Raw genomic sequence first — 26,049 nt, forward strand, 5'->3', positions numbered from 1 at the left:
GGCGCGGGAATTCTAGCCCATCGCCGTCGATGCCGGTTCGGCGTCGGGCCGCCTTCCCGGTTCAACCACCGGGCGTGGCGACCTGGTTGCGGCCATCGCGCTTGGCGCCGTAGAGCGCCTCGTCGGCCGCCCGCAGCAGCGCGTCGGCACTGGCGAACTGGTCGCTGCCGCCCTGGCAGGCCAGTCCCGCGGAAAAGGTGATGTACAGGGGAACGCCGTCGATCAGCGCCATCGGCGTGCGCGAGATCTCCGCCAGGATCCGCTCGAGCGTGACGCGCGCCGCAGCGGCGTCGCAATTGCCGAGCACGATCAGGAATTCCTCGCCGCCGTAGCGCGCGAGCAGGTCGCTCTGCCGCAGCTGCGCGGCAAGGCAGCGGGTGAACTCCTGCAGCACCTGGTCGCCGACCAGGTGCCCGTGGCGATCGTTGATGCGCTTGAAGTCGTCGAGATCGATGAAGGCGATCGACAGCGGCCGGTCGTGGCGCAGCGCTTCCTCGAACTCGCGCTCCAGCACCTCCTCCAGCTGCAGGCGGTTGTAGGCGCCGGTGAGCGGGTCGCGCCGCACCTGTTCGGAGAGGTCGCGCGTCCTGGCCTTGAGCACGTCGATCTCGCGCCTGGCGTCGGCGGCGTTGCGGATCTCGATCAGGTTGCGCACCACCATCAGTTCCTGCACCCGGCCATGGAGCGCGCGAAGCTCGCGCGGATGTTCCAGGCGCACCTCGAACAGGGCCTCCAGCTCCGGTGCCGATGCCGACATGCGTTCGAGCAGGCGGGCGGTCTCCAGCCCGGTCAGCCCGGTGCGACGCTCCAGCTCGGTGGCGATCGCCCGCAGTTGCTCCGGGGTGCCCGCCCGCAACCAGAGGTCCGCGAGCAGGCCGGAGCCCGCGACGCATGCGAGTTCGGGATCGCCCTCGTAGTGCCCGCATTCGTGGCGGGCGACGATCCGCTGCAGGTAGGCGGGCAGGTTCCAGCGCGCCGCCAGCCAGGCGCCGACCTCGGCGTGGTCGCTGCCGAACAGTTCGCGTTCGCGCTCCAGCGACAGGATGCTGGCGGGTACGTTGCCGATCTCGGCGTAGCGGTCCGGCAGGACCTGCATCAGGGCCAGCGCCCCGATATCCTGCAGCAGGCCGCCGAGCATCAGTTCTTCCAGTTGCTCCAGCCCGGCCCGCTCGGCGAGCAGGCGGCTGGCCATGGCGCTCAGCACGCTCCGGCGCCAGAAGTGCTCCCGCGCCGCCGCGACCTGGCCACCTCCGCGCATCGCGGCCGCCAGCGAGAACCCGAGCGCGAGAGTGATCGCCGCGTTCAGGCCGAGCAGGGCGAGCGCCCGCGAGACCGTCGCGGCCGGGCGCCTGGTGGCGCTGGCGAACAGCGGCGAGTTGGCGATGCGCAGGATCCTGGCGCTGAGCGCGGGATCGTGGTTGATCACCTCGGCGGTGGCGGCCAGGTGGGCGGCAGGATCCTGGGCAAGCGCGATGACCCGCAAGGCCACACCCGGCGGGCTCGGCAGGTCGCCGCAGCGGTCGAGCAGGATTTCGAACTCCGGGTGCATCGAACTGCGGGCTCCATGAGGGTATGGCCGACCGCCTGGGCGTTGCGCAGGCGGGGGTGGGCGCCTTCGTTATCGGCCGATGGTCGCGCAGCTGTAGCGGGCGCGCAGGCCCGGGGGGACTCCCCGCAGGCGGCCCGCGCGCCGCGGTCGTTCAGCCGATCAGCGCCCACTCGATTCCGGTGCCTCGACGCCGGCCGCCTTCCCCGGGCGAGGCCGCTGGGGGCCCGGCGCCACGCTCTGCCGTTGGCCGGAATGGCGACGACACCAGCAGCGATGGGTGGCCCGGGAGCTGCGGAGCGGGCGCATTGTCCTCACACCCGGAGGCGTACTATCGCGTCGATGCCGTCCTCCGCGGTCGGCAGAGGGGTTCCGTGGACAGTCAGGATGACAGGATCGCTCTTGCCGTGGCGCAGCGTGCCGGCGAGAGTGCGGACGCGGCGCGGATCGCAGAGGCGATCGGGGAGATCTGGGATCGGATCGATGTCGCGCTGGCGCCGATCATCGGACAGCGTGGCGTGGCTGCGCTCTACAGGCGCAGCCTGTATCTCGCCGCCGCGGCCCATTCCTGGCTCGCGCTGCAGGAAGACCCGCAGGCGCCACCGGACCTCGTGGCCCTGAAGTCGTCGATCGCGCGCCAGCCTCCCCCCGAGGCCGCGGCCGGCGGCGTCGCCCTGCTGCAGGCCTTCCACACCCTCCTGACCAGCCTGGTCGGTCCTTCGCTCACCCTGCGCTTGCTCGACGCCGTGTGGACGCCACCTTCCCCCACCAGCGGCTCGTCCGCCCAGGATCCATCGCCATGACCTCTGTCACCATCAACCGCCTGGCTACCGGCGTGCCGGGCCTGGACGACGTGCTGGGCGGAGGCCTGCCGGAATACTCGTTCAACCTCATCGCCGGTCCCCCGGGCAGCGGCAAGACCACGCTGGCGCACCAGATGATGTTCGCGCTGGCGACGCCGCAGCGTCCGGCACTGTATTTCACGGTACTCGGCGAGCCGCCGCTGAAGATGCTGCGTTACCAGCAGCAGTTCGCGTACTTCGACAGCGCCGCGATCAACCAGTCCATCCGCATGATCAACCTTTCGGAGGAAACCGGTGCGGGCGATCTCGACCGGGTCCTGCAACGCATCGTCGAGGCGATGGAGACGCACGCGCCGGCGCTGGTGTTCGTCGATTCGTTCCGCTCCGTGGTGCTCGCCAGCGGATCCGCCGGCACCGGGCACAACCAGTTGCAGCAGTTCGTGCAGCAGCTCGGCATGCTGATGACCAGCTGGCAGGCCACGACCTTCCTGATCGGCGAATACTTCACCGAGACCGGTCCCAACCCGATCTTCACCATCGCCGACGGGCTGATCTGGCTGCGCCAGAGCGTCGAGCGCAACTCGATGGTGCGCAAGATGGAGATCATGAAGATGCGTGGACAGCCGACGCTGCCGGGGCTGCACACCTTCCGCATCGGGGAAAGCGGCATCAAGGTGTTCGCGCCGGCGCGGGTTTCGGTGGACGCGATCGACAACCTTCCGGCACGGGACGACGTGCGCCTGCGGATGGGCGTGCCGCGCCTGGACGAGATGCTCGGCGGCGGCCTGCCCCGCGGCTACTCGCTGCTGGTGGCCGGGCCCTCGGGCTCGGGCAAGAGCATCCTCGCCGCCTCGTTCTTGGCCGAGGGCGTGCGCGCCGGCGAGGCGGGCGTCATCGCTGTGTTCGAGCAGCGCCCGGACCACCTGCGCAACCGACAGCTGGCCGACCTGATCGCGGCCGACCAGGTCGGCCTGGTGGACACCCGTGCGCCCGACCTGTCGATCGACGAGATCGTGCTGCTGATCCTGGACGAGGTGCGCCGGCGCAAGGCCAGTCGCGTGGTCGTCGATTCGCTCTCGGGGTTCGAGCTCGCGGTGGCGCCGACCTTCCGCCACGACTTCCGCGAGAACCTCTCGCGCATGGTCGCCGCGCTCGCCGCCGCCGGCCTCACGGTGCTGATGACCTCCGAGCTCGAGGATCGCTACACCGACCTGCGCTTCAGCCCCTATGGCACCGCGTTCCTCACCGACGCGATCATCGTGCAGCGCTACATCGAGGTGGAAAGCCGGCTGCGGCGGGTGATGGCGGTGGTCAAGGTGCGTTCGAGCGGGCACTCGGACGAGCTGCGCGAGTACACGATCGACGAGGGTGGCCTTCGCATCGGCGGGACGCTGCCCGAGCAGGAGGGGCTGCTGGGCGGCAGGCCGACCAGCAAGCACCCGCGCGTACCGTCGGCCGCCGCCGGCGACGACGGCTAGGCGCCACGATGACCGCGCCCGGCAAGCAGGATGGATCCGCAACGGCGGAAGCCGCGCGGGATCTGTGGCGACTGCAGGAGCAGGCGGGTCAGGCGCGCGCCGACCTGGTGCGCCTGCAGCAGCAGGTGGTCGAAGCGGAAAACCGCCTCGACAGCCGTCGGGCGGCGGAACTGGTCGAGGCGAACGAGCAGTTGCTGTGCTCGGCGCTCGCCGCGCAAGTCGATGCCGACACGTGCAAGGAAACCCTGCAGGAGATGTCGCGATCGCAGGGGCACGATGTCCTGACCGAACTGCCCAACCGGCTGCTCCTGCTCGACCGGTTCGCGCAGGCCATCGCGCACGCGAACCGGCACGGCACCCGCCTGGCGGTGCTGTTCCTGGACATCGACCACTTCAAGCAGATCAACGACACCTTCGGGCACGCGGCCGGCGACGAGGTACTGAAGCTGGCCGCCCGCCGGCTCACGGCCGCGGTGCGCGACGTGGATACCGTCTCGCGCCATGGCGGCGACGAGTTCCTGATCCTGCTCACCGAGGTCGATCAGGTTGCCGATGCCATCGACGTGGCCCACAAACTGACCTCGGCGCTGGGTGTGCCCGACCGCGTCGGCGGGCACGTCCTGCGCCTGACCGCGAGTATCGGCATCAGCGTCTACCCCGAGCATGGCGAAGATGCGGATGCGCTGATCGACTGCGCCGATACCGCGATGTACGACGCCAAGCGACGCGGCCTGGGCAATTGCGTCTTTGGCGCTGGCGGCCCGGAACGAACGGAGACGCCGGCGCCGACCGCATTGCGACGGCCACTGACCCGGTACGAACTGGCGCTGGCCGAGCACGATCGGTGGCATGTGCAACTGCGCGAGGCGAACGAGCAGCTGGTGCTGGCGGCGCTGACCGCCCAGGACCTGCAGGCCGCGGCAGAACGCCTGCAGCGCCAGCAGAAGGAGTTCCTGGCCATGATGGCCCACGAACTGCGCAATCCGCTGACCTCTATCCGCCTCGCCTCGACCATGCTCGCGCAGTCCGAGGGCGGCGATCCGGCGCGGATGCAGGCGATCATCGAGCGCGAAGTGACGCACATGGCGCGCGTGGTGAGCGACCTGCTCGACGTCTCGCGCGCCAACACCGGCAAGCTGCGGCTCGAACGCCGCACCGTGGACCTGGCCGGGGTCGTCGACGCGGCGATCGACGCCTGCCGGCCGGCGATGGACATGCGCCTGCAGCACCTGGGCGTGCAACTGCCTTCGCGTGCGGCCACCGTGGACGGCGACCCGGTGCGCCTGGTGCAGGTACTCGGCAACCTGCTCGACAATGCGTCCAAGTACACGCCCGAAGGCGGCCGGATCGGGCTCGCCCTCGCGCTGCTCGGCGACACCGTGGCGATCAGCGTCTCCGACAGCGGGATCGGCATCAGCGCCGAAGCCCTGCCGGACGTGTTCGAGCCGTTCGTACAGGACGGGCACGCCATCGGCTTCAACGGCGTGGGCCTCGGCATCGGGCTGACCGTCGTACGCGAACTGGTCGAGGCCCACGGCGGCAGCGTGGTCGCCACCAGCGCCGGCCACGGGCAGGGCAGCCGGTTCGTGGTCACGCTGCCGCTGCTTCGATAGGTACTTCCCGCGAACGCGCAATCCGGATCGGCGCGCATGAAAAAAGCCGCGCTTTCGCGCGGCTTCGTTCAACGGCTGCGAACGCGGGAGGTCAGGCCAGGCCGGCCTGCTTCATCACTTCGGCGGCGTAGTCCTCGACCACCTTCTCGATGCCTTCGCCGACGGCCAGGCGCTGGAAGCCGACGACCTCGGCGCCCGCGCCCTTGAGCACGGCCTCGACGCTCTTGTCGGTATCGAGCACGTAGGGCTGGCCGTACAGGCTGACCTCGTTGACGATCTTGGCGATCTTGCCGCCGATGATCTTCTCCAGGATCTCGGCCGGCTTGGCGCGATCCTTGTCGGACATCTTCGCCAGCTCGATCTCCTTTTCCTTGGCGATGAAGTCGGCCGGCACGTCGCTCTGCTTGTTGTGCGGCGGGTTCATCGCGGCGACGTGCATCGCCAGCCCGCGGGCGAGCTCGGCATCGCCGCCCTTGACCTCGACCAGCACGCCGATCTTGCCGCCGTGCACGTACGCGGCGACGTGGTTGCCGCTGTCGATGCGGGCCAGGCGGCGCACCTGCACGTTCTCGCCGACCTTGGCGATCACGGCCGCACGCGCTTCCTCAACGGTTTCGCCCGACGGCAGCTTCGTGGCCTTGAGCGCCTCGACGTCGGCCGCGGCGAGCGCGGCCTGGGCCACGGCCTCGGTGAAGGCGACGAAGTTCTCGTCCTTGGCGACGAAATCGGTCTCGGAGTTGATCTCGACCAGCACGGCCTTGCCGGCCTCCTGCGCGGCGGCGATGCGGCCTTCGGCGGCGACGCGGCTGGCCTTCTTGTCGGCCTTGGCCAGGCCAGACTTGCGCAGCGCCTCGGCGGAGGCGTCGATGTCGCCGTTGTTCTCGGTGAGCGCCTTCTTGCACTCCATCATGCCGGCGCCGGTACGCTCGCGCAGTTCCTTGACCAGGGATGCGGTGATTTCCATCGGGGACCTCGGATTCGAAAAAATGACCGGCGGGCAGGGCCCGCCGCTGGATTCGTGACGGCTGACGTGGGGACGACGGCCGCGATCGCAACCGCGGCAGGATGCCGCGGCCGCATTGCCGCAGGATTACCCGGCGGCCGGGGCCTCGTCGGCCTTGGCGGGCTCGGCCGCTTCGGCCGGCGCGGCGCCCTTGGCGGCCTCGGCGCCGTCGTCGGCGGCCTTCTTCGCCGGCGCGCGACGACCCGGCTTGGCATCGCCCTCGACGAACTCTTCCTCGCGCACGTTCGCGGCGTTCGGCGCGGCGGCCTTGCCTTCCAGCACGGCGTCGGCGGCGGCGCTGGCGTACAGCTGCACGGCGCGGATCGCGTCGTCGTTGCCGGGGATGGCGTAGTCCACCAGGGCCGGGTCGTAGTTGGTGTCGACCACCGCGACCACCGGGATGCCGAGCTTCTTGGCTTCCTTGACCGCGATGTCCTCGTGGCCGATGTCGATCACGAACAGCGCGTCGGGCAGGCGGTTGAGGTCCTTCAGGCCGCCGAGCGAGGACAGCAGCTTGTCGCGCTCGCGACGCAGGCCCAGCACCTCGTGCTTGACCAGCTTCTCGAAGGTGCCGTCGGTCTCGGCGGCTTCCAGTTCCTTCAGGCGGGCGACGGACTGCTTGACGGTGCGGAAGTTGGTCAGCGTGCCGCCCAGCCAGCGCTGGGTCATGTACGGCATGCCGCAGCGCTCGGCCTCTTCCTTGACCGCGTCGCGCGCGCTGCGCTTGGTGCCGACGAACAGCACGATGCCGCGCTTCTGGGCGATGCCCGAGATGAAGTTCATCGCGTCGTTGAACAGCGGAACCGTCTTCTCGAGGTTGATGATGTGGATCTTGCCGCGGGCACCGAAGATGTAAGGCGCCATCTTCGGGTTCCAGTAGCGCGTCTGGTGGCCGAAATGGACGCCGGCTTCCAGCATCTGGCGCATGGTGATCTGGGGCATGGGTTGGAACTCCTGGAAAGGAACCGGCCGCCACGACAGGATGGGCGGTGCGTCCTGCAGGACAGGGCGCTCGGTTCCGGGGTTGGGCCTCCCCGCTGCCTCCGTGGCCAGATCCTGCGCCCTCGTGGGCGCGGGACACCCCGGCACGGGTGCTTGCAGCGGGTGTGTATTCGCCTGCGTCGAGGGCGACGCGACGCCCGGCGTGGGCGGCTGGCGGGGGGTTGGCCCCGCACAGCCGCGGAATCTTAACGTGGCCGGGCCTCCAGGTAAACCCGCGGGGCACGGCGCCGGTGCGGGAACGGGCCCTGGCGGGTCGATCCGGCGGTCCGGCCCGCGCCGCAAGCACCATCCGCCGGCGACGGGGCCGCGGGTACGCCTCCCGAGGCGATCCGCGCCGGCGACAGAAGATCACGGCGCCCCGGCCGGGTCCATCGGGTGCGCCTGTCGTCACTGCCGGCCCTTCCGTCTTCGGCTCCCGCCGGGGCCGAAGCCTTCTGTTCGCGTCCGTGGACGTCCCGTCGCCCGGCGGATCCCTGCCCGTGCCGGACCCTAGCCGGCCGGCCGTTTTCCGGCGCGTGGCAGGAATCGGGGATAATGGCGGCCTATGTCCGTGATCCCCAAGACTCCCGAACAGGTCGAGAAGATGCGCGTGGCCGGCCGGCTCGCGGCCGAAGTGCTGCAGGTCGTGGCCGAGCACGTGAAGCCCGGCGTCAGCACCGACGAGCTGGACCGCATCTGCCACGACCACATCGTCCACGTGCAGAAGGCGGTCCCGGCCAACCTCGGCTACAAGGGCTATCCGAAGACGACCTGCATCTCGGCCAACAACGTCATCTGCCACGGCATCCCGAGCCAGGCCAAGGTGCTCAAGGACGGCGACATCATCAACATCGACGTCACCGTCATCAAGGACGGCTGGCACGGCGATACCAGCCGCATGTACTACGTCGGCACGCCCTCGGTGATGGCCAGGCGGCTGGTGGAAGTCACCCGCGAGGCGCTGTTCCGCGGCATCCGCGCGGTGCGTCCGGGCGCCACCCTCGGCGACATCGGCCACGCCATCCAGGAGTACGCCGAAGGCCAGCGCTTCAGCGTGGTGCGCGAGTATTGCGGCCACGGCATCGGCAAGGTCTACCACGAGGATCCGCAGGTGCTGCACTACGGCCGGCCGGGCGAAGGGCTGGTGTTCCAGCCGGGCATGACCTTCACCATCGAGCCGATGATCAACGAGGGCACGCGGTTCACCCGGCTGCTGCCGGACGGCTGGACCGTGGTCACCAAGGACCGCAAGTTGTCGGCGCAGTGGGAGCACACCGTGCTGGTGACCGACGACGGGGTCGAGATCCTGACCCGGTTGCCCGGCGACGACAACGACCTCTGACCGTGGCGGTCGCCCCGGACAGCGACGAGGAGGCTGCCGCGCGCGCCGGCGAGGACGCGGCCTGGGCGGCGCTCGCCGCCGAGAACCTGCGCGGCCAGGATGCGAGCTTCGCGCAGCGCTTCGACGACGACGGCGACATCGAGCGCCTGCTGATGGCGCGCGTGATCGCGGTCGACGGGCTGGTGCGGCAGGCGTGGTCGCGGTCGATCCCGGCCGACGCCGCGCTCACCCTGTTCGCGACCGGTGGCTACGGGCGCGGCGAGCTGTTCCCGCGCTCGGACATCGACCTGCTGGTGGTGGTCGGCGACGACGCGCGCGAAGGCGACACCGCCGCGCTGTCGCGGCTGTTCGCGTTGCTGTGGGACGCCGGCCTGCCGGTGGGCCACGCGGTGCGCACGCTCGGCGAGTGCACCCAGGCCGCGCAGGACGACCTGACCGTGATGACCTCGCTGATCGAGGCGCGTCCGCTGGTCGCCACGCCGGAGATGGCGCTGCGCCTGGAAGCGGCGGTCTCGGTCGACCGGGTGTGGCCGGCGCGCGAGTTCTTCGAAGCCAAGCGCGAGGAACTGCGCCAGCGCCACGCCCGCTTCGGCGACACCGCCGACAACCTCGAACCCAACATCAAGGAAGGCCCCGGTGGTCTGCGCGACATCCACGCCCTGCGCTGGATGGCGCGACGCGTGTTCGGCACCCGCGACATCGAGTCGCTGATCCCGCTGGGACACCTGGGCCTGGACGAGTATTCGGCCCTGGAGCGCGAATGGCGGGTACTGGCGCGGCTGCGCTACGGCCTGCACCTGGTGGCCGGCAAGCGCGAGGAGCGCCTGCGCTTCGACTACCAGAAGGCGCTGGCCGCCCGCCTGCAGCACATCGACGATGCCGACAACGCCGCGATCGAGCGGATGATGCAGGCCTTCTACCGCAGCGCCGCGATCGTGCAGCGTATCGGCGAGCGGCTGCTGCAACGCTTCGAGGAGCAGATCGAGGGCGACGTGGAGGCAGTCCCGCTCGATGCTGAGTTCGCGATGAAGCGCGGCTACCTGGTGGCGCGCGACGAGTTCTGGCCGGGCGGCGACATGGCGCGGGTGTTCTGGCTGTTCGCACTGTGGGCCGACCACCCCGGCGCCAAGGGCCTGCACTCGCGCACCGCGCGCGCGCTGGCCGAATCGCTGCACGCACTGCCTGCGTACGATGCGGCGTCGGCGGAGCTGCGGGAGGACTTCGTCGCGCTGCTGCGTGGCCCTGGCCCGGTGCGCTCGCTGGAGCGGATGGCGCGGCTGGGGGTGCTCGGACGCTGGATCCCCGCGTTCGCGCAGGTGTCCGGGCGCATGCAGTTCGACCTGTTCCACGTCTACACCGTCGACCAGCACACGCTGGCGGTGCTGCGCAACCTGGCCTCGTTCTCCACCGGCATCCCCGACGAGCGCTTCTCGATGGCGCACGAGGTCTGGCCGCTGCTGCGCAAGCCCGAACTGCTGCTGGTCGCCGGCCTGTTCCACGATATCGCCAAGGGCCGCGGCGGCGACCATTCCGAACTGGGCGCGGTCGACGCGCGCGCGTTCTGCCAGGCGCATGGCTTCAGCGCGAACGACACCGCCCTGGTCGAGTGGCTGGTCCTCAAGCACCTGCTGATGTCGACCACCGCGCAGAAACAGGACATCTCCGATCCCGCGGTGATCCACCGTTTCGCGGTCGAGGTGGCGGACCGCGAGCGGCTCGACTACCTCTACCTGCTGACCTGCGCCGACATCGCCGGCACCTCGCCGAAGCTGTGGAACGCATGGAAGGACCGTCTGCTGGCCGACCTGCGCATCGCCACCCGCTACGCGCTGCGGCGCGGGCTCGAGCATCGTCTCGGCGCCGCCGACCGGATCGCCGAGACCCGCGACAAGGCCACCGGCCTGCTGGTGGCCGAGGGCGTGGACAACATCGACGCGCTGTTCGCGCGCATGCCCGACACCAACTTCCTGCGCGCGCGTGCCGACCAGGTGGTCTGGCAGGCGCTGGCGCTGCGCGGCGCGCCCGCCGGCGCCACGGTGGCGCGCGTGCGTCGCCTGGCCGGCGCAGGCGATGCGCTGGAGGTGTTCGTGCATGCGCCCGACCGCGACGGCCTGTTCGCCGCGATCGTCATCACCCTCGATCGCCTGGGACTCGCGATCCAGCAGGCGCGCGCGCTCGATGGCCCGGCAGACACCATCTTCGACACCTTCCAGGTTCTGTCCGTGGACCAGCGCCAGGCCCCCGACATCGGCGCGATCGAGCGCAAGCTGGCGACGGTGCTGGCCGGATCGCTCGACGTGCGGCCGGCGAGGCGCGCGCAGCCGCGCCACCTGCGCCATTTCCGGGTGGTGCCGCAAGTCGATTTCGACACCACCGGCGATGGCCGCCGCACCGTCATGAGCCTGGTCTGCACCGACCGGCCGGGGCTGCTGGCCGACATCGCGCAGGTGCTGCGGCAGCAGCACGTCCGCGTCCACGACGCGCGCATCGCCACCTTCGGCGCGCGTGCCGAGGACGTGTTCCTGGTCAGCGACCGGCGCGACCGGGCGCTCGACGACACCCAGTGCGGCGCCCTGCGCGACGCGCTCCAGCAAGGCATCGACGGAGAACACGCGGCATGAGCGCAGCGACGACGGCAACCGAGCTACAGCGCACGATCGAGGACGCCTGGGAAGGGCGCGCAGAACTCGGCGCCGGCGAAACCGCCGAAGCGGTGAAGCGTGCGGTCGAACGCGCCATGCTCGGCCTGGAAAGCGGCGAACTGCGGGTGGCCGAGCCCGACGGCGCCGGCGGCTGGCGGGTCAACGAGTGGCTGAAGAAGGCCGTGCTGCTGTACTTCCGGATCAACGACATGGCGCTGGTGGACGCGCAGCCGGCGCCGTTCTGGGACAAGGTCGAGGCGCGCTTCGCCGGCTTCGACGCGGCCCGGTTCCGCTCGATGGGGGTGCGCGTGGTGCCCGGTGCGATCGCCCGGCGCGGCACCTATTTCGGCCGCGACGTGGTGCTGATGCCGAGCTTCGTCAACATCGGCGCGCACGTGGGCGAAGGCACGATGGTCGACACCTGGGCCACCGTTGGTTCGTGCGCGCAGATCGGCCGCCACGTGCACCTGTCCGGCGGCGCCGGCATCGGCGGCGTGCTCGAGCCGCTGCAGGCCAGCCCCACGATCATCGAGGACCACTGCTTCATCGGCGCGCGCTCGGAAGTGGTGGAAGGCGTGGTGGTGGGCCACCACAGCGTGATCGGCATGGGCGTGTTCATCGGCCAGTCCACGCGCATCTACAACCGCGCCACCGGCGAGGTCAGCTACGGCCATGTGCCGCCGGGCAGCGTGGTGGTGTCCGGCCAGTTGCCGGCGAAGGACGGCTCGCATTCGCTGTACTGCGCGGTGATCGTCAAGCAGGTCGACGAGAAGACCCGCGGCAAGACCAGCGTCAACGAGCTGCTGCGCGGCCTGGCCGACTGATTCCGCTTTCGAGGACGCACGGACATGACCACCCTGTACGGACTGAAGAACTGCGACACCTGCCGCAAGGCGACGAAGTGGCTGGACCGATTCGGCATCGCGTACTCCTTCGTCGACTACCGGGACGACAAGCCGACGCCGGAGACCCTGGTCGAGTGGGCCGGGCAGCTCGGGGGCTTCGGGGCGATGGTCAACAGATCGTCGACCACCTGGCGGCAGCTGCCCGACAACCGCAAGGCCGCGGCCAGCGAAGCGGAATGGAAGCTGCTGCTGCGCGAGTATCCGCAGCTGATCCGGCGCCCGGTGGTGGCGACGGCCGACGGCGTGGTGACGCAGGGGTTCAGCGACAACGGATTCAAGAAGCGGTTCGGGATCGCCTGACCGTCCGCGGGGCGTGCGCGTATGCGCGATGATGATGTCCTCGAGGGGTCGGCGTGTCGTGCGCGAGCGCGCCTCACCGGCCCGGATCCGTTCCTTCGCCCGGAGTGTCCGTTCCCGTGTCCGATGTCCTCGATCTCACCCGTGAACTGATCTCGCGCAAGTCGGTCACGCCGGACGACGCCGGCTGCCAGCCGCTGGTGGCCGCGCGACTCGAGGCGGCCGGATTTGCGGTCGAACCGATGCGCTTCGGCCAGGTCGACAACCTGTGGGCCACGCACGGGCAGGGCGCGCCGGTGCTGGCGCTGCTCGGACATACCGACGTCGTGCCGAGCGGGCCGTCCGAGGCGTGGACGTCGGATCCGTTCGCGCCCGAGATCCGCGACGGCGTGCTCTACGGACGCGGCGCCGCCGACATGAAGAGCGGTGTCGCGGCGTTCGTGGTCGCGGCCGAGCGCTTCGTCGCCGCGCATCCCGGCCATGCCGGCACGCTCGCGCTGCTGCTCACCTCCGACGAGGAGGGCGATGCGATCGACGGCGTCCGCCGCGTCGCGGCGACATTCGCCGAACGCGGCACGCGGATCGACTGGTGCATCACCGGCGAGCCCTCCTCGACGCGGACACTCGGCGACCTGCTGCGCGTCGGCCGACGCGGCAGCCTGTCGGCCACGCTCACCGTCCGCGGCGTGCAGGGCCATGTCGCGTATCCCGACAAGGCGCGCAATCCGATCCACGACCTCGCGCCCGCGCTGGCGGAACTGGTCGCGCGGCACTGGGACGCGGGCTACGAATCCTTCCCGCCGACCAGCCTGCAGGTGAGCAACATCGCCGCGGGCACCGGCGCGACCAACGTCATCCCCGGCACGGCGACCGTGCAGTTCAACCTGCGCTACACGCCGCACTGGGATGCGCCCGCGCTCGAGGCCGAGATCGGGGCGCTGCTGGACCGCCACGGGCTCGACTACACGATCGCCTGGCACCGCAGCGGCGAACCGTTCTACACCCCGGAAGGCCCGCTGCGCGCGGCGGCCCGGGAGGTGATGTCGAGGTTCGCCGGCGCCGCTCCCGAGGAGAGCACGGGCGGGGGCACATCCGATGCGCGCTTCATCGCGCCGCTGGGCGCGCAGTGCATCGAGATCGGGCCGGTCAACGCCAGCATCCACCAGATCGACGAACATGTGCGGGTGGCCGACCTCGAGGCGTTGCCGCAGCTGTACCTGCAACTGCTCGAACGCCTGCTGCCGGACGCGAAATCCGCGGGCTGAAGCAGCGGAGGGCTGCGCCGGGCGGGGGGCTGCGCCGAGCGGGGGGCCTATTCCGCGCCGGTGCGCTCGACCGGTCGCGCGCGACGGTCGTGGCGCATCGCGCCGACCACCAGCACGATCCCCAGCACCGCCGCCACCAGGAACATCAGCATCGCCAGGGCGGGATAGCCGAACAGGGTGGGTCCGACCTCGAGCCGCATCATCTGGGTGGAGGACAGCAGCAGCGCGGCGATCACCACCGCGGAGGCGATGCGGTTGGCGATCTTCTGCAGGTTCTCCATCAGCCGGGAGTCGTCCAGCCCGTCCAGCCGCACCTGCATCCGGTTGGCGGCCAGCAGCGACAGGGTGTCGGAGAGCTTGCGCGGCGCCTCGCGCACCAGTTCCTGCAGTTCCATCGCCTCGGTGGCGAGGTTGGCCGGCGACAGCGCCTTGCGCAGGCGGTCGCGCATCAGCGACTGCAGGTGCGCCTCGATCTCGCGCCGCACGTCGATCTCGGGCGAGAGCGCGTCGACCACCCGTTCGAGGTTGAGCAGGGTCTTGCCCAGCAGGCTGATCTCCGGCGGCGTACGCAATCCGCATTCGGTGGCGCGCCGCACCAGGTCCAGCACCATCCGGCCTTCCGAGGCGCGCCGGGTGGCGCTGGCGTAGCGCGCGACCACCTGCGAGATCTCGCGCACGTAGGCGCTTTCGTCGAAATCCTCCAGCCGGGTACCGAGCGCCACCAGTTCGCGCGCCACGTCCTCGCCACGGCCGTCGACCGCGGCGAAGACGAGCTTCAGCAGGCGCTCGCGCTGGCGCGGCGGGATGGTGGCGACCATGCCCAGGTCGATCAGCGCGATCCGCCCGTCCGGGCACAGCAGCACGTTGCCCGGATGCGGGTCGGCATGGATGTCGCCATGCACGAACACCTGGTCGAGGTAGGCGCGCAGCAGCTCGACGGTGGCCGGCGCGGTGTCCTGTTCGGTCCGGCGCAGGCCGCTGATGCGGGTGACGTTGATGCCGTCGATCCAGTCCATCACCAGCAGCCGCGGCGTCACGTAGTCCCACAGCGGCGCGGGCACGCGCAGCCGGTCGTAGCCGGCCAGGTGGCGACCGAAGCGGTCCAGGTTCTCGGCTTCGATCCGGTAGTCGAGCTCCTGCAGCATCGCCTTGCGGAACTCGGCGATCCAGTCGGCCAGGCGCAGGCGGCGGCCGGCGTCGGTGAGGGCGTCCGCGGTCCCCGCCAGCCGCGCCAGCACGTCGAGGTCGCCGCGCACCGCGCCGGCCACGTCGGGGCGCTGGATCTTCAGCGCCACCACGCGACCGTCGTGCAGCACCGCGCGATGGACCTGGGCGAGCGAGGCGGCCGCCATCGGCTCGGGATCGATCAGGGCGAAGACCTTGCTCGCGCGCACGCCCAGTTCGCTCTCCAGCAGCGCTTCGATGTCGCCGACCGGCGCGGGGGTGGCGTTGTCCTGGGTGCGCTCGAGCGCCGCGATCCAGGCGGCGGGCACGAGGTCGGGGCGGGTGGACAGCGCCTGTCCGAGCTTGACGAAGGCCGGGCCCATGGCCTCGAGGTCGGATACGAAGCGCTCGGCCAGCGCATCGGTTTCGCCGTCGGCGACTTCCTCCTCCTGGGTGTCGCCCAGGTCCAGCCCGGTGAGGATGCCCGCACCGCGGTAGCGCGCGAGCATGGCGATGATCTGGGAAGTCCGGGAAAGTCGCTGCATGGTGTCGTTCAAGGTCGTGCCCCTGGCGTCCGCTGGCCCGTGGCGAGCCCGCCGGCGAGTATTCCGACGCCGCGGTGACGGTTGTGTCTGCAACTGTTGCAATCGCCGATGCGCGCGGTTACGTTCGTGACCATGGCACCGCAGTCCTCCCGCAACCCGAGCGTTTCCGGCCGCAATCCCGGCGCGGCGAACAATCGTGTGCGAGAAGCGGGCTGCAGCCCGGCGTAGATCCCGAAAGACCACGCCGTCCACGCAAGCCCGCATCGCAAGGTGCGGGTTTTTTCTTGTCCGCGTCTCCGCACAACGTCCGCCACCCAGGAGTTCCGCCCCATGTGTTCCATCTTCGGCATGTTCGGGCTGCAGCCCGGCGACGACGTCCCCGCGCTGCGGCGGCAGGCGCTGGAACTCTCGCAGAAGCAGCGGCATCGCGGCCCGGACTGGAGCGGCGTGTACCACGACGAGCGCGCGATCCTGGTGCACGAGCGTCTCGCCATCGTCGACCCGGCGGGCGGCTCGCAGCCGCTTCGTTCGGCCGACGGCGGGCTCGTGCTCGCCGTCAACGGCGAGATCTACAACCACCGCGAGCTCAAGGCGGAACTGGTCCGCGACTACGCGTTCCAGACCGGCTCGGACTGCGAGGTGATCAACGCCCTGTATCGCGAATGCGATACGGACGCGGGCGGACCGGCCGCGTTCCTGGAGCGGCTCAACGGCATCTTCGCCTTCGCCCTGTGGGACGCGGCGAACGGGCGGGGCCTGATCGCGCGCGACCCGATCGGGGTGGTGCCGCTGTACTGGGGCCACGACCGCGCCGGGCGCCTGTGCGTGGCTTCGGAGATGAAGGCGCTGGCCCCGATCTGCGCCGACGTGGCGCAGTTCCCGCCCGGGCGTTACTACGAGTTCCCGGCCGACGCGGCCGATGCGGCGAAGCCGGTGCCACGCAGGTACTACGAGCGTCCCTGGCGCGACTACGACGCGGTGGAAGGCGTGCAGGTGCCGAAGGCGGAGCTGCGCGCGGCGTTCGAGGCCGCGGTGCACCGGCAGCTGATGACCGACGTGCCCTACGGCGTGCTGCTGTCGGGCGGGCTGGACTCCTCGCTGGTCGCCGCGGTCGCCGCGCGCTACGCGCGCCACCGGGTCGAGGACGACGACCGCAGCGAGGCCTGGTGGCCGCGGCTGCATTCGTTCGCGATCGGGCTGGAGGGCTCGCCCGACCTCGCCGCCGCGGAAGTCGCGGCCGCGGCGCTGGGCACCGTGCACCACGGCTTCACCTACACCTTCCAGGAAGGCCTGGACGCGCTGCCGGAAGTGATCCGCCACATCGAGACCTTCGACGTCACCACCATCCGCGCGTCCACGCCGATGTACCTGCTCGCGCGCCGGATCAAGGCGATGGGGGTGAAGATGGTGCTCTCGGGCGAGGGCAGCGACGAGATCTTCGGCGGCTACCTGTACTTCCACAAGGCGCCCAACGCGCGCGAGTTCCACCAGGAACTGGTGCGCAAGCTCGACGCGCTCAACAACTACGACTGCCTGCGCGCGAACAAGTCGATGATGGCCTGGGGCGTCGAGCCGCGGGTGCCGTTCCTCGACCGCGAGTTCCTCGACGTGGCGATGCGGATGGACGCGAAGTACAAGATGATCGACCGCAGCGACAGCGGCCCGCGGCGCATGGAGAAGGGCGTGCTGCGCGATGCCTTCGAGGGCGAACTGCCCGGGTCGATCCTGTGGCGGCAGAAGGAACAGTTCAGCGATGGCGTGGGCTACGGCTGGATCGACGGCCTCAAGGCGCATGCCGAATCGCAGGTAAGCGACCGCGAGCTCGCCGCCGCCGACCGGCGCTTCCCGGTCAACCCGCCGCAGACCAAGGAGGCGTACTACTACCGCATGCTCTTCGAGCAGTTCTACCCCGGCACGGCCTGCGCGCAGACGGTGCCGGGCGGCAAGTCGATCGCCTGCTCGTCGCCGGCGGCGATCGCATGGGATGCGAGTTTCGCGGCGATGGCCGACCCGTCCGGGCGTGCGGTGGCCGGCGTGCACGCGCAGGCGGTGTCCGCGGGGTGAGGGCGCGGCCCGCGCGGACTTGAACGGTTCCGGACCCTGGCGTGCGCCGTGGCAGGGGGGCGGGACGGGGCGTGCAACAATGCGCGCTGTCCCGCTGTCGACGTGTACCAGCCGAATGTCCCCGAAGCGAAGCCTGCTGTTGTCCATCCTCTGCGCCGCCAGCCTGTCGGCCTGCGCGCAGTCGCCGTCGTCCGCCGCGGAGGATCCGGCAGCGGATGCCGCCGCGCCCGCCGCCGCACAGATCGAGACCGCCCCCGGCACGCCGGAGGACCGCGCGCGCAAGGCGATCCTGTCGATCAATCCCGACATCCGGATCGACAGCATCGCCGCGGCGCCGCTGGAGGGGTTTCGCGAAGTCATCGTCGGCGGCCAGGCGCTGTACGTCAGCGACGACGGCAAGTACCTGCTGCAGGGCAGCCTGTTCGACATCGAGGCGAAGAAGGACGTCACCCAGGCCGGCGTCGCCGAGGTCCGGCGCAAGCTGCTGGCGGCGGTGCCCGCCAGCGACCGCATCGTGTTCGCGCCGGCCAACCCGAAGTACACGGTCAGCGTATTCACCGACGTGGAATGCGGCTACTGCCGCAAGCTGCACCAGGACATCGCCGAGTACAACAAGCGCGGCATCGCGATCGAATACCTGGCATTCCCGAGGATGGGGGTCGGCACTCCCGACTACGAGCTGATGGTGTCGGTGTGGTGCTCGCCCGACCGGCGCAAGGCGCTGACCGACGCCAAGGACGGCCGCCGCGTGCCGTCGCGCAAGTGCGAAAACCCGGTGGCCAGCCAGTACCAGCTCGGCCAGCGCGTCGGCCTGACCGGCACCCCGATGATCGTCACCGAGAGCGGGGTGCAGATGCCCGGCTACCTGCCGCCGGATGCGCTGCTGTCGGCGCTGGAGCAGGCCGACGCGGATGCGGCGGCCCGAGCCTCCGGGGGTTGATCCGCAGGCGCCGCCCGCGCCTGTTGCGTCGAAACCGCGTTTCGCGGGCTGCGCCGGGCAAACGCCCTTACAATGGACGGCCCGCTCCCAACGTTCTCCGGACATGATCGTCCTCGAGGGCCTTCCGGCCCTGTCGCCGTTCCGACGCGAACGGCTTGAGTTCCGCCTGCAGTCGGTTGCGCCCGGGGTCCGGATCGCCGGCGCCTGGCACGTCTACTGGATCGACCCGGAACCGGGCGCCAGGCCCGACCAGGACACGCTGCGGCGCATGCTGGAGGCGCCCGGGGCGCCGTCGCCGGCGGATGCCGGCGCGGTGTCGCGCTTCGTCTCGCCGCGCCTGGGCACGATCTCTCCCTGGGCGAGCAAGGCCACCGACATCGTGCGCGGCGCCGGGCAGCCGGTCCGCCGGGTCGAGCGCGGCACGCGGCTCGACCTCGCGGGATGGCCCGACGCACCGTCGCTGCAGGCGGCGCTGGCCAGGCGGCTGCACGATCCGATGACCCAGTCGCTGCTGTCCTCGCACGACGAGGCGGCGGGCCTGTTCGCGGCGCCGGCGCGAGGCGCGCTGGAGCGGATTCCGCTGGCGCAACTGGAAGAAGCCAACGCGCGCCTCGGCCTGGCGCTGGCCACGGACGAGATCGAATACCTGCGCGAACGTTACGCGAAACTCGGGCGCGATCCGTCCGACGTCGAACTGATGATGTTCGCGCAGGCGAACTCCGAGCACTGCCGGCACAAGATCTTCAACGCCTCGTGGACGGTCGACGGCGAAGACCAGCCGCATTCGCTGTTCCGCATGATCAAGCACACCCATGCGAAGACGCCGCAGCACACGCTGTCGGCCTACAGCGACAACGCCGCGGTGGTGGAGGGCTACCCGGCCCGCCGCTTCCGCCCCGATCCCGCGGGCGGCGAGTACCGCAGCGAGCCGGTCGCCGACAGCGCGTTCTGCATCAAGGTCGAGACCCACAACCATCCGACGGCGATTTCCCCGTTCCCGGGCGCCAGCACCGGCGCCGGCGGCGAGATCCGCGACGAGGGCGCCACCGGGCGCGGCGGCAAGCCCAAGGCCGGGCTCACCGGCTTCAGCGTGTCGCACCTGCGCATCCCCACGTTGCCGCAGCCCTGGGAAGCGCCGCGCGCGCTCAACCCACGCATGGCGCCGGCACTGGAGATCATGCTCGACGGCCCGCTCGGCGGCGCCGCGTTCAACAACGAGTTCGGGCGCCCGAACCTGCTCGGCTATTTCCGCAGCTTCGAGCTGCAGCACGCGGGCGAGCCGCCCCGCGCCTACGACAAGCCGATCATGCTCGCCGGCGGCCTGGGCGCTATGGACCGGCCGATGGTCGCCAAGCACTCGCTCCGGCCCGGCGATGCGGTGGTGGTGCTCGGCGGTCCGGCGATGCTGATCGGCCTGGGTGGCGGTGCCGCGAGCTCGGTGGCCTCGGGCGAGAGCGCGGAAGACCTGGATTTCGCCTCGGTGCAGCGCGAGAACCCGGAGATGGAGCGGCGCTGCCAGGAGGTGATCGACCGCTGCGTCGCGCTCGGCGAACGCAATCCGATCGCCTCGATCCACGACGTCGGCGCCGGCGGGCTATCCAACGCGATCCCGGAGCTGCTGCACGATTCCGGGGTGGGCGGCGTGATCGACCTGGACAAGGTGCCCAGCGACGATCCCTCGCTCTCGCCGATGCAGCTGTGGTGCAACGAATCGCAGGAGCGATACGTGCTCGGCGTGCCGCAGGACCGGCTCGAAGAGTTCGCCGCGCTATGCGAACGCGAGCGCTGCCCGTTCGCGACGGTGGGCGTGGCGACCGGAGCCGAGCACCTGGTGGTCGCCTATGGCGCTTCGGTCGGCCACACGCCGGACGATCCCGCGATCGACCTGCCGATGGACGTGCTGTTCGGCAAGGCGCCGAAGATGCATCGCGACACCGCGCGCGGGACGCCGGTGCGCTGGCGCGGCCTGAACACCAACGTCGTCGACCTGCACGAGGCCGGCCTGCGCGTGCTCGCGCATCCGACCGTGGCTGCCAAGCAGTTCCTGATCACCATCGGCGATCGCGCGGTCGGCGGGCTGACCGCGCGCGACCAGCTGGTCGGCCCCTGGCAGATGCCGGTCGCGGACTGCGCGCTGACGCTCGCCGGCTTCGACGGCGTGGCCGGCGAGGCGATGGCGATCGGCGAGCGCACGCCGCTTGCGCTGGTCGATTCCGCCGCCGCCGCGCGCATGGCCGTGGGCGAGGCGATCACCAACCTGTGCGCGGCGCCGGTCGAGGCGCTGGAGCGGGTGAAGCTGTCCGCCAACTGGATGGCCGCGGCCGGCCACCCCGGCGAGGACGCGAAGCTGTTCGACGCGGTGCGGGCGGTGGGGCTCGAGCTGTGTCCCGAGCTGGGCCTGAGCATCCCCGTCGGCAAGGATTCGCTGTCGATGCAGGTGCAGTGGAGCGACGTGATTGGTGATGACCAGCCTGCGGCTGTTGTGGAGCGTCCGTCATTCGTGACTGGTGAAATGCGGGACTCGTCGGTCAACGACGATGGCGCCCTTCCGAATCACCAATCACCAATCACCAATCACCAGCAAACACGGGTCACCAATCACAAGTCCGTCTCGCCGGTCTCGCTGATCGTCACCGCGTTCGCGCCGGTGCCCGACGTGACCGCGCAGCTCACGCCGCTGCTCGAGGACGGCATCGACAGCGAGCTGTGGCTGATCGGCCTGGGTGCCGGCAAGCAGCGGCTCGGCGGTTCGATCCTCGCGCAGTGCTACGACGCGTTCGGCGGCGCCTGCCCGGATCTCGACGAGCCCGCGCGCCTGCGTGCGTTCTTCGAACTCGTCCGCGATGCACGCGGGGCGGGGCTGCTGCGCGCCTACCACGACCGCTCCGACGGCGGCACCTTCGCCGCGCTGTGCGAGATGGCGTTCTGCTCGCATCGCGGGCTCGACATCGACCTCGAAGGCTGGGGCGACGACCGCGCCGAGGACGTGCTGCGCACGCTGTTCTCCGAGGAACTGGGCGCGGTGGTGCAGATCGCCACCGGGGACCGTGCCGAGTTCGCCGACCTCGTGGCCCGTCACGGTCTGGTCGAATGCGCGCAGCGCATCGCGCGGCCCACCAGCGCGGCGAGGATCCGGGTACTGGACGGCGAGACATCGCTGGCCGAATGGAAGTGGCAGGAACTGTTCGATGCCTGGTGGTCGGTGACCCATGCGATGCAGCGGTTGCGCGACAACCCAGACTGCGCCGACGAGGAACATGCCGCCGCACGCCGGTTCGACGCGCCCGGGCTGCAGCCGGAACTCGCCTTCGATCCGGTCGATGTCGCACCGGTGCAGGCGCCTTTCATCGGCAAGGGCGCGCGGCCGCGTGTCGCCATCCTGCGCGAGCAGGGCGTCAACAGCCAGGTCGAGATGGCGATGGGTTTCGATCGCGCCGGTTTCGCCGCGGTCGACGTGCACATGAGCGATCTGGTGTCGGGGCGCGTCAGGCTGGACGGCTTCAGCGGCCTGGTGGCCTGCGGCGGCTTCAGCTATGGCGACGTCCTCGGCGCCGGCCGCGGCTGGGCCAGCTCGATCCTGGAGCGCGACGCGCTGCGCCTGCAGTTCTCGGAATTCTTCGCGCGCAGCGACACCTTCTCGCTGGGCGTGTGCAACGGCTGCCAGATGATGTCCGGATTGCGCGACATCATTCCGGGCGCCGCGCGCTGGCCACGCTTCCTGCGCAACCGCAGCGAACAGTTCGAGGCGCGCCTGGGGATGCTCGAGGTGCTCGATTCGCCGTCGTTGTTCCTGGCCGGGATGGCCGGTTCGCGCCTGCCGGTCGTCGTCGCCCATGGCGAAGGCCGCGCCGCTTTCGACGACGAGGCGGATCGCGCCGCGGCAAGGGTGGCGTTGCGTTACGTCGAAGGCGACGGCACGCCCGCGCAGACATATCCCGCCAATCCCAACGGCTCGACCGACGCGATCGCAGGCCTGTGCAGCGACGACGGCCGCGCGACCATCCTGATGCCGCATCCCGAGCGCACCCTGCGTCGCCTCAACTTCAGCTGGGCGCCGGCGGACTGGCCGGACGCCTCGCCCTGGACCCGGATGTTCCGCAACGCACGCGTGCGATTCGAACGCGGCTGATCGCGGCGGTTTCCTGCGGGGACACCGCCGCCCTGCCGAGGCGTGAAGCCGGAGGTGCCTGGACGCCGCGCGTCGGGGCGATGCCCGGCTGGAACGGGGCCTCGAGCCGGCGGCAGCGCTTGCCTCCAGGGGCCGCTTCCCGCCGGGCGCATCGGCAACTCCCTGGCTACGCCTGACCGTGGCCCATCCTGCTGCCTGGCATCGACGCATCGACCCGCCTGTCGTCCCGGCTCGCGCCCCCGGGTCCGCCCCGGGCGGAGATTTATGCTGCACTGCAGCAAGGCCTGGTCAAAACGTGATCGGGCCGGAGGCAGGACAACGAAGTCGATTCGGGCAGGTTTTCAGCCCGGGGAAGGGCGGTGCCCGGTGATCGGTCGTCGCATTTTCCTATCGCGTTCAGTTTGTTTCAGCCGAAACATCCCGGGCGACCGGAGGAGCAGCCCGGAAACCCTTGAAACCGAGGGAAAATCCGCTCCAACACGTCAATTTGTGACGCGAAGCGTCCAATCGCTTGACGAAAATTGCCCGCCGCGGTGAGTATCGTCACAGTCCTATCGCAGTTTGAGGAGCGTTCAGGAAGCGCTGATGGCCCGCACATGGATGGCTTCGATGCCGTATCTCGCTGCGATCGCGACACGCCCTGACCCCCTCCCGACTTTCCCGTACCGGACGCCCCGAGCGCCCGTGTCCTGATTTTTCCAGGTGTCTTCCGCATCAACCCACTCCGAAGAGGGCCAACTCGATGAACCGCATCTATTCCAAGATCTGGAACCCGTCCACCGGTCAGGTGACCGTCGCCTCCGAGCTGGCCACGGCGAAGGGCAAGGGGAAGGGGGTGCGGTTGCTGCAGGCGGTCGTCGCGACCGGCGTGATCGCGATGGCCGGCGCCGCGGGCGCCCAGGGCCAGGTCCAGGGCGGGAAGGCCGGCGGCAAGGGGCAGCACACGGCGAAGGCGCATCACCACGGCAAGGGTGCGCCGGCGAAGCTCGCAGACGCCTGCGGCAGCGCAGTCGCCTCTGGCACCGGCTCCACGGCCTGCGGCAACGGCGCCACCGCCGGCGGGGCGGGTTCGACCGCGGTCGGCAACGCGGCCAGGGCGACCCACGCCAATGCCACGGCGCTCGGAAACAACGCGCGCGCGCTGCAGTCCAACGCCACCGCCGTGGGGTCGAACGCGCTCGCCAACGGCTCGGCCTCGACCGCGCTCGGGGGATCGTCGCAGGCGATGGGCGTGCGCAGCACCGCGGTCGGGCAGGGCGCCCAGGCGCATTCGGAAGGTGCGGTGGCGATGGGCTTCAATGCCTACGTCGCCCCGGCGGCCAGCGGCAGCGTGGCGCTGGGCTACGGCGCGCGCGCCACGGAAGCGGGCGTGTTCTCGGTCGGCAACGGCGGCGGCGCCGGTACCGTCGGCCCGGCCACCCGCCGGATCACGAACGTGAGCGACGGCGTCACCGCAAGCGATGCCGCGACGGTGGGCCAGGTCGACGAAGTGGCAGGCGCGGTGGACGCCGTGGCCGACGTGGCCGAGCATACCGACCGCTACTTCAAGGCCGACGGCGCCGACGACGGCAGCGACGACGCGAGCGTCAACGGCGTGGGCGCGGTTGCGGCAGGCGCAGGCGCGGCTGCCGATGGGGATGGCGCGGCTGCCCTGGGTGCCGGCGCGCAGGCGACGAACGCCTACGCTACCGCGCTCGGCAGCGACGCTTCCGCGTCCGGCCTCCAGGCGACGGCCACCGGCTTCAACAGCGAGGCCTCCGGCGACGGCTCGGCTGCCTACGGCGGCTACAGCGTGGCCGGCGATTTCGGCGCCAGCGCATTCGGCTATGGCGCGGAGGCGACCTTCGCCGGCGCCACCGCGGTCGGGTTCGGCGCGTTCGCGGGCAACTTCGATTCGGTGGCGGTCGGTGAGTACGCGATCGCCAGTGGCGACAACGCGGTCGCAGTGGGCGGCGCGTTCTGGGGGCTGATCCCGACCGAGGCCGCGGGCGACTACTCCACCGCTGTCGGCGGGGCGGCCTATGCCGGCGGCTTCAACAGCACGGCGGTCGGCAACTTCAGCGCGGCCGAGGGCGACGCCAGTCTCGCCTTGGGCTCGGACAGCACGGCGGTCGGCGAAGGCAGCGTGGCGCTGGGCCAGGGCTCGTATGCCGACCGCGACAACACGGTGTCGGTAGGCGATGCGGGCAGCGAGCGGCAGATCACGAACGTGGCGGCGGCGACGGAAGCCACCGACGCGGTGAACCTGGGCCAGCTGGAGGAAGCGACGGCGGACAACCTGTACTTCCAGGCCACGGGCAACGACGAGGACCAGAGCGACGACGTGGGGGCGTATGCCGAAGGCGCGTACGCCACCGCCTCGGGCGAGGCGGCGAACGCGTACGGGGACGGCGCCTCGGCCTACGGCAGCGGCGCGTATGCCGAAGGCCAGAACGCGACGGCGTCGGGCTACAACGCGACCGCGACCGCGGACGGTGCGACGGCGGTGGGCGGGAGCCTGTACTACGAGGATCCGGACACGGGCGAGGTACTGCTGGACCAGACCACGACGGCATCGGAAGTGGGTGCGAGCGCGTACGGCGCCGGCGCCCAGGCCAACGGTGCGTTCAGCACGGCCAGCGGCGCGGCGGCCACGGCCGACGGGCTGCAGTCGAGCGCCTCTGGCTACAGCAGCACCGCTTCGGGCGACTACACCACGGCGGCGGGCAGCTTCAGTGAAGCGACCGGCTACGGCGGCAGCGCCCTGGGCTACGGTGCGATCGCCGGTGGCGACTACGCCACGGCGGTGGGCGTGGTGGCCACGGCCAGCGGCGTGAGCAGCGTGGCGGTCGGCGAGTTCAGCGAAGCCACGGGCGACGAGAGCGTGGTGGTGGGCGGCTCGACGTTCTTCGGGCTGATCCCGGCGCAGGCCTCGGGCACGGGCGGCACCGCGGTGGGCGCGGGCGCGTGGGCGACGGGCGAGTACGGCACGGCGATCGGCTGGAACAGCTGGGCCGACGGCGAGGGCTCGACCGCGCTGGGCGAGAGCGCCACGGCGACGGCGGCCAACAGCGTGGCCCTGGGCGCCGGTTCGCAGGCCGAGCGCGACAACACCGTGTCGGTGGGCGATACGGGCGCCGAGCGCCAGATCACGAACGTGGCCGCAGGCACCGAGGGCACGGACGCGGTGAACGTGGACCAGCTCGAGACCGCGACCCAGTACAACCGCTACTTCGCGGCGAGCGGCGGTGCGGACAGCGACAACGGCGCGTATGTCGAGGGCGAGTACGCGACAGCCTCGGGCGAGTCGGCCACGGCGGTGGGCGAGGGCGCCTCGGCCTACGGCAGTGGCG

General features: G+C 70.8%; 15 protein-coding genes and 1 pseudogene. 12 read left to right on the forward strand and 4 right to left on the reverse strand.

All coding sequences use genetic code 11. The annotated features are described in order from the left end of the window. Nucleotides 1–61: 61 nt before the first annotated feature. Nucleotides 62–1,549: a GGDEF domain-containing protein gene (locus FZO89_RS14580; RefSeq protein WP_149103938.1), complete on the reverse strand. Its 1,488-nt coding sequence runs from the start codon at nucleotides 1,547–1,549 to the stop codon at nucleotides 62–64. A 404-nt stretch (nucleotides 1,550–1,953) separates the two neighbouring features. Here FZO89_RS14580 and FZO89_RS14585 point away from each other — a divergent pair, with 404 nt between their 5' ends. From FZO89_RS14585 to FZO89_RS14595, 3 genes are read left to right on the forward strand one after another with little or no spacing between them, the layout of a single operon-like run. Then, on the forward strand, nucleotides 1,954–2,349 hold the full coding sequence (locus FZO89_RS14585) for a hypothetical protein (RefSeq protein WP_222928126.1): 396 nt from the start codon (nucleotides 1,954–1,956) through the stop codon (nucleotides 2,347–2,349). Continuing rightward, complete coding sequence (locus FZO89_RS14590; RefSeq protein WP_149103939.1) at nucleotides 2,346–3,827, forward strand: ATPase domain-containing protein; 1,482 nt, start codon at nucleotides 2,346–2,348, stop codon at nucleotides 3,825–3,827. Before FZO89_RS14585 ends, FZO89_RS14590 begins: the two co-directional genes overlap by 4 nt. 8 nt (nucleotides 3,828–3,835) lie before the next feature. Then, nucleotides 3,836–5,440: a diguanylate cyclase domain-containing protein gene (locus FZO89_RS14595; RefSeq protein ID WP_149103940.1), complete on the forward strand. Its 1,605-nt coding sequence runs from the start codon at nucleotides 3,836–3,838 to the stop codon at nucleotides 5,438–5,440. Between the two features lie 91 nt (nucleotides 5,441–5,531). On the opposite strand, the gene tsf is transcribed toward FZO89_RS14595, so the two are convergent. Further along, nucleotides 5,532–6,404, reverse strand: coding sequence for a translation elongation factor Ts (gene tsf / locus FZO89_RS14600; protein WP_149103941.1), 873 nt, complete (start codon nucleotides 6,402–6,404; stop codon nucleotides 5,532–5,534). A 126-nt stretch (nucleotides 6,405–6,530) separates the two neighbouring features. After that, the gene (gene rpsB, locus FZO89_RS14605) at nucleotides 6,531–7,385 is read right to left on the reverse strand and encodes a 30S ribosomal protein S2 (RefSeq protein WP_149103942.1); all 855 of its coding nucleotides are present in this window, start codon (nucleotides 7,383–7,385) and stop codon (nucleotides 6,531–6,533) included. 604 nt (nucleotides 7,386–7,989) lie between these two features. Between rpsB and map the strand changes: the two genes are divergently transcribed. The 5 genes and pseudogenes from map to dapE all read left to right on the forward strand — a co-directional run bounded on the left by map (nucleotide 7,990) and on the right by dapE (nucleotide 13,875). Further along, the gene (gene map / locus FZO89_RS14610; RefSeq protein ID WP_149103943.1) at nucleotides 7,990–8,766 is read left to right on the forward strand and encodes a type I methionyl aminopeptidase; all 777 of its coding nucleotides are present in this window, start codon (nucleotides 7,990–7,992) and stop codon (nucleotides 8,764–8,766) included. A 2-nt stretch (nucleotides 8,767–8,768) separates the two neighbouring features. Further along, a complete protein-coding gene (gene glnD, locus FZO89_RS14615) occupies nucleotides 8,769–11,387 on the forward strand; it encodes a [protein-PII] uridylyltransferase (RefSeq protein ID WP_262378675.1) in 2,619 nt (872 codons plus the stop codon). 20 nt (nucleotides 11,388–11,407) lie between these two features. Further along, nucleotides 11,408–12,232 (forward strand): annotated as a pseudogene (gene dapD, locus FZO89_RS14620) (2,3,4,5-tetrahydropyridine-2,6-dicarboxylate N-succinyltransferase); the annotation flags it as partial. Between the two features lie 24 nt (nucleotides 12,233–12,256). Next, nucleotides 12,257–12,613, forward strand: a complete 357-nt coding sequence (locus tag FZO89_RS14625) for an arsenate reductase (RefSeq protein WP_149103945.1) — start codon at nucleotides 12,257–12,259, stop codon at nucleotides 12,611–12,613. A gap of 116 nt (nucleotides 12,614–12,729) precedes the next feature. Then, nucleotides 12,730–13,875 carry a succinyl-diaminopimelate desuccinylase gene (gene dapE, locus FZO89_RS14630; RefSeq protein WP_149103946.1) on the forward strand — a complete coding sequence of 382 codons (1,146 nt, stop codon included), beginning with the start codon at nucleotides 12,730–12,732 and terminating at the stop codon, nucleotides 13,873–13,875. 47 nt (nucleotides 13,876–13,922) lie between these two features. On the opposite strand, the gene FZO89_RS14635 is transcribed toward dapE, so the two are convergent. After that, the gene (locus FZO89_RS14635; protein WP_149103947.1) at nucleotides 13,923–15,584 is read right to left on the reverse strand and encodes an ABC1 kinase family protein; all 1,662 of its coding nucleotides are present in this window, start codon (nucleotides 15,582–15,584) and stop codon (nucleotides 13,923–13,925) included. Between the two features lie 330 nt (nucleotides 15,585–15,914). Between FZO89_RS14635 and asnB the strand changes: the two genes are divergently transcribed. From asnB to FZO89_RS18560, 4 genes are all read left to right on the forward strand, one after another. Then, a complete protein-coding gene (gene asnB, locus FZO89_RS14640; protein ID WP_149103948.1) occupies nucleotides 15,915–17,648 on the forward strand; it encodes an asparagine synthase B in 1,734 nt (577 codons plus the stop codon). Nucleotides 17,649–17,763: 115 nt separating this feature from the next. Then, a complete protein-coding gene (locus tag FZO89_RS14645) occupies nucleotides 17,764–18,588 on the forward strand; it encodes a DsbC family protein (RefSeq protein ID WP_149103949.1) in 825 nt (274 codons plus the stop codon). Between the two features lie 103 nt (nucleotides 18,589–18,691). After that, on the forward strand, nucleotides 18,692–22,717 hold the full coding sequence (purL, locus tag FZO89_RS14650; RefSeq protein ID WP_149103950.1) for a phosphoribosylformylglycinamidine synthase: 4,026 nt from the start codon (nucleotides 18,692–18,694) through the stop codon (nucleotides 22,715–22,717). A 742-nt stretch (nucleotides 22,718–23,459) separates the two neighbouring features. Continuing rightward, nucleotides 23,460–26,049, forward strand: a 2,590-nt coding sequence (locus FZO89_RS18560) for an ESPR-type extended signal peptide-containing protein (protein WP_262378676.1), incomplete at its 3' end; no start/stop codon positions are given.

Source organism: Luteimonas viscosa, from assembly GCF_008244685.1.
Taxonomy (GTDB): domain Bacteria; phylum Pseudomonadota; class Gammaproteobacteria; order Xanthomonadales; family Xanthomonadaceae; genus Luteimonas; species Luteimonas viscosa.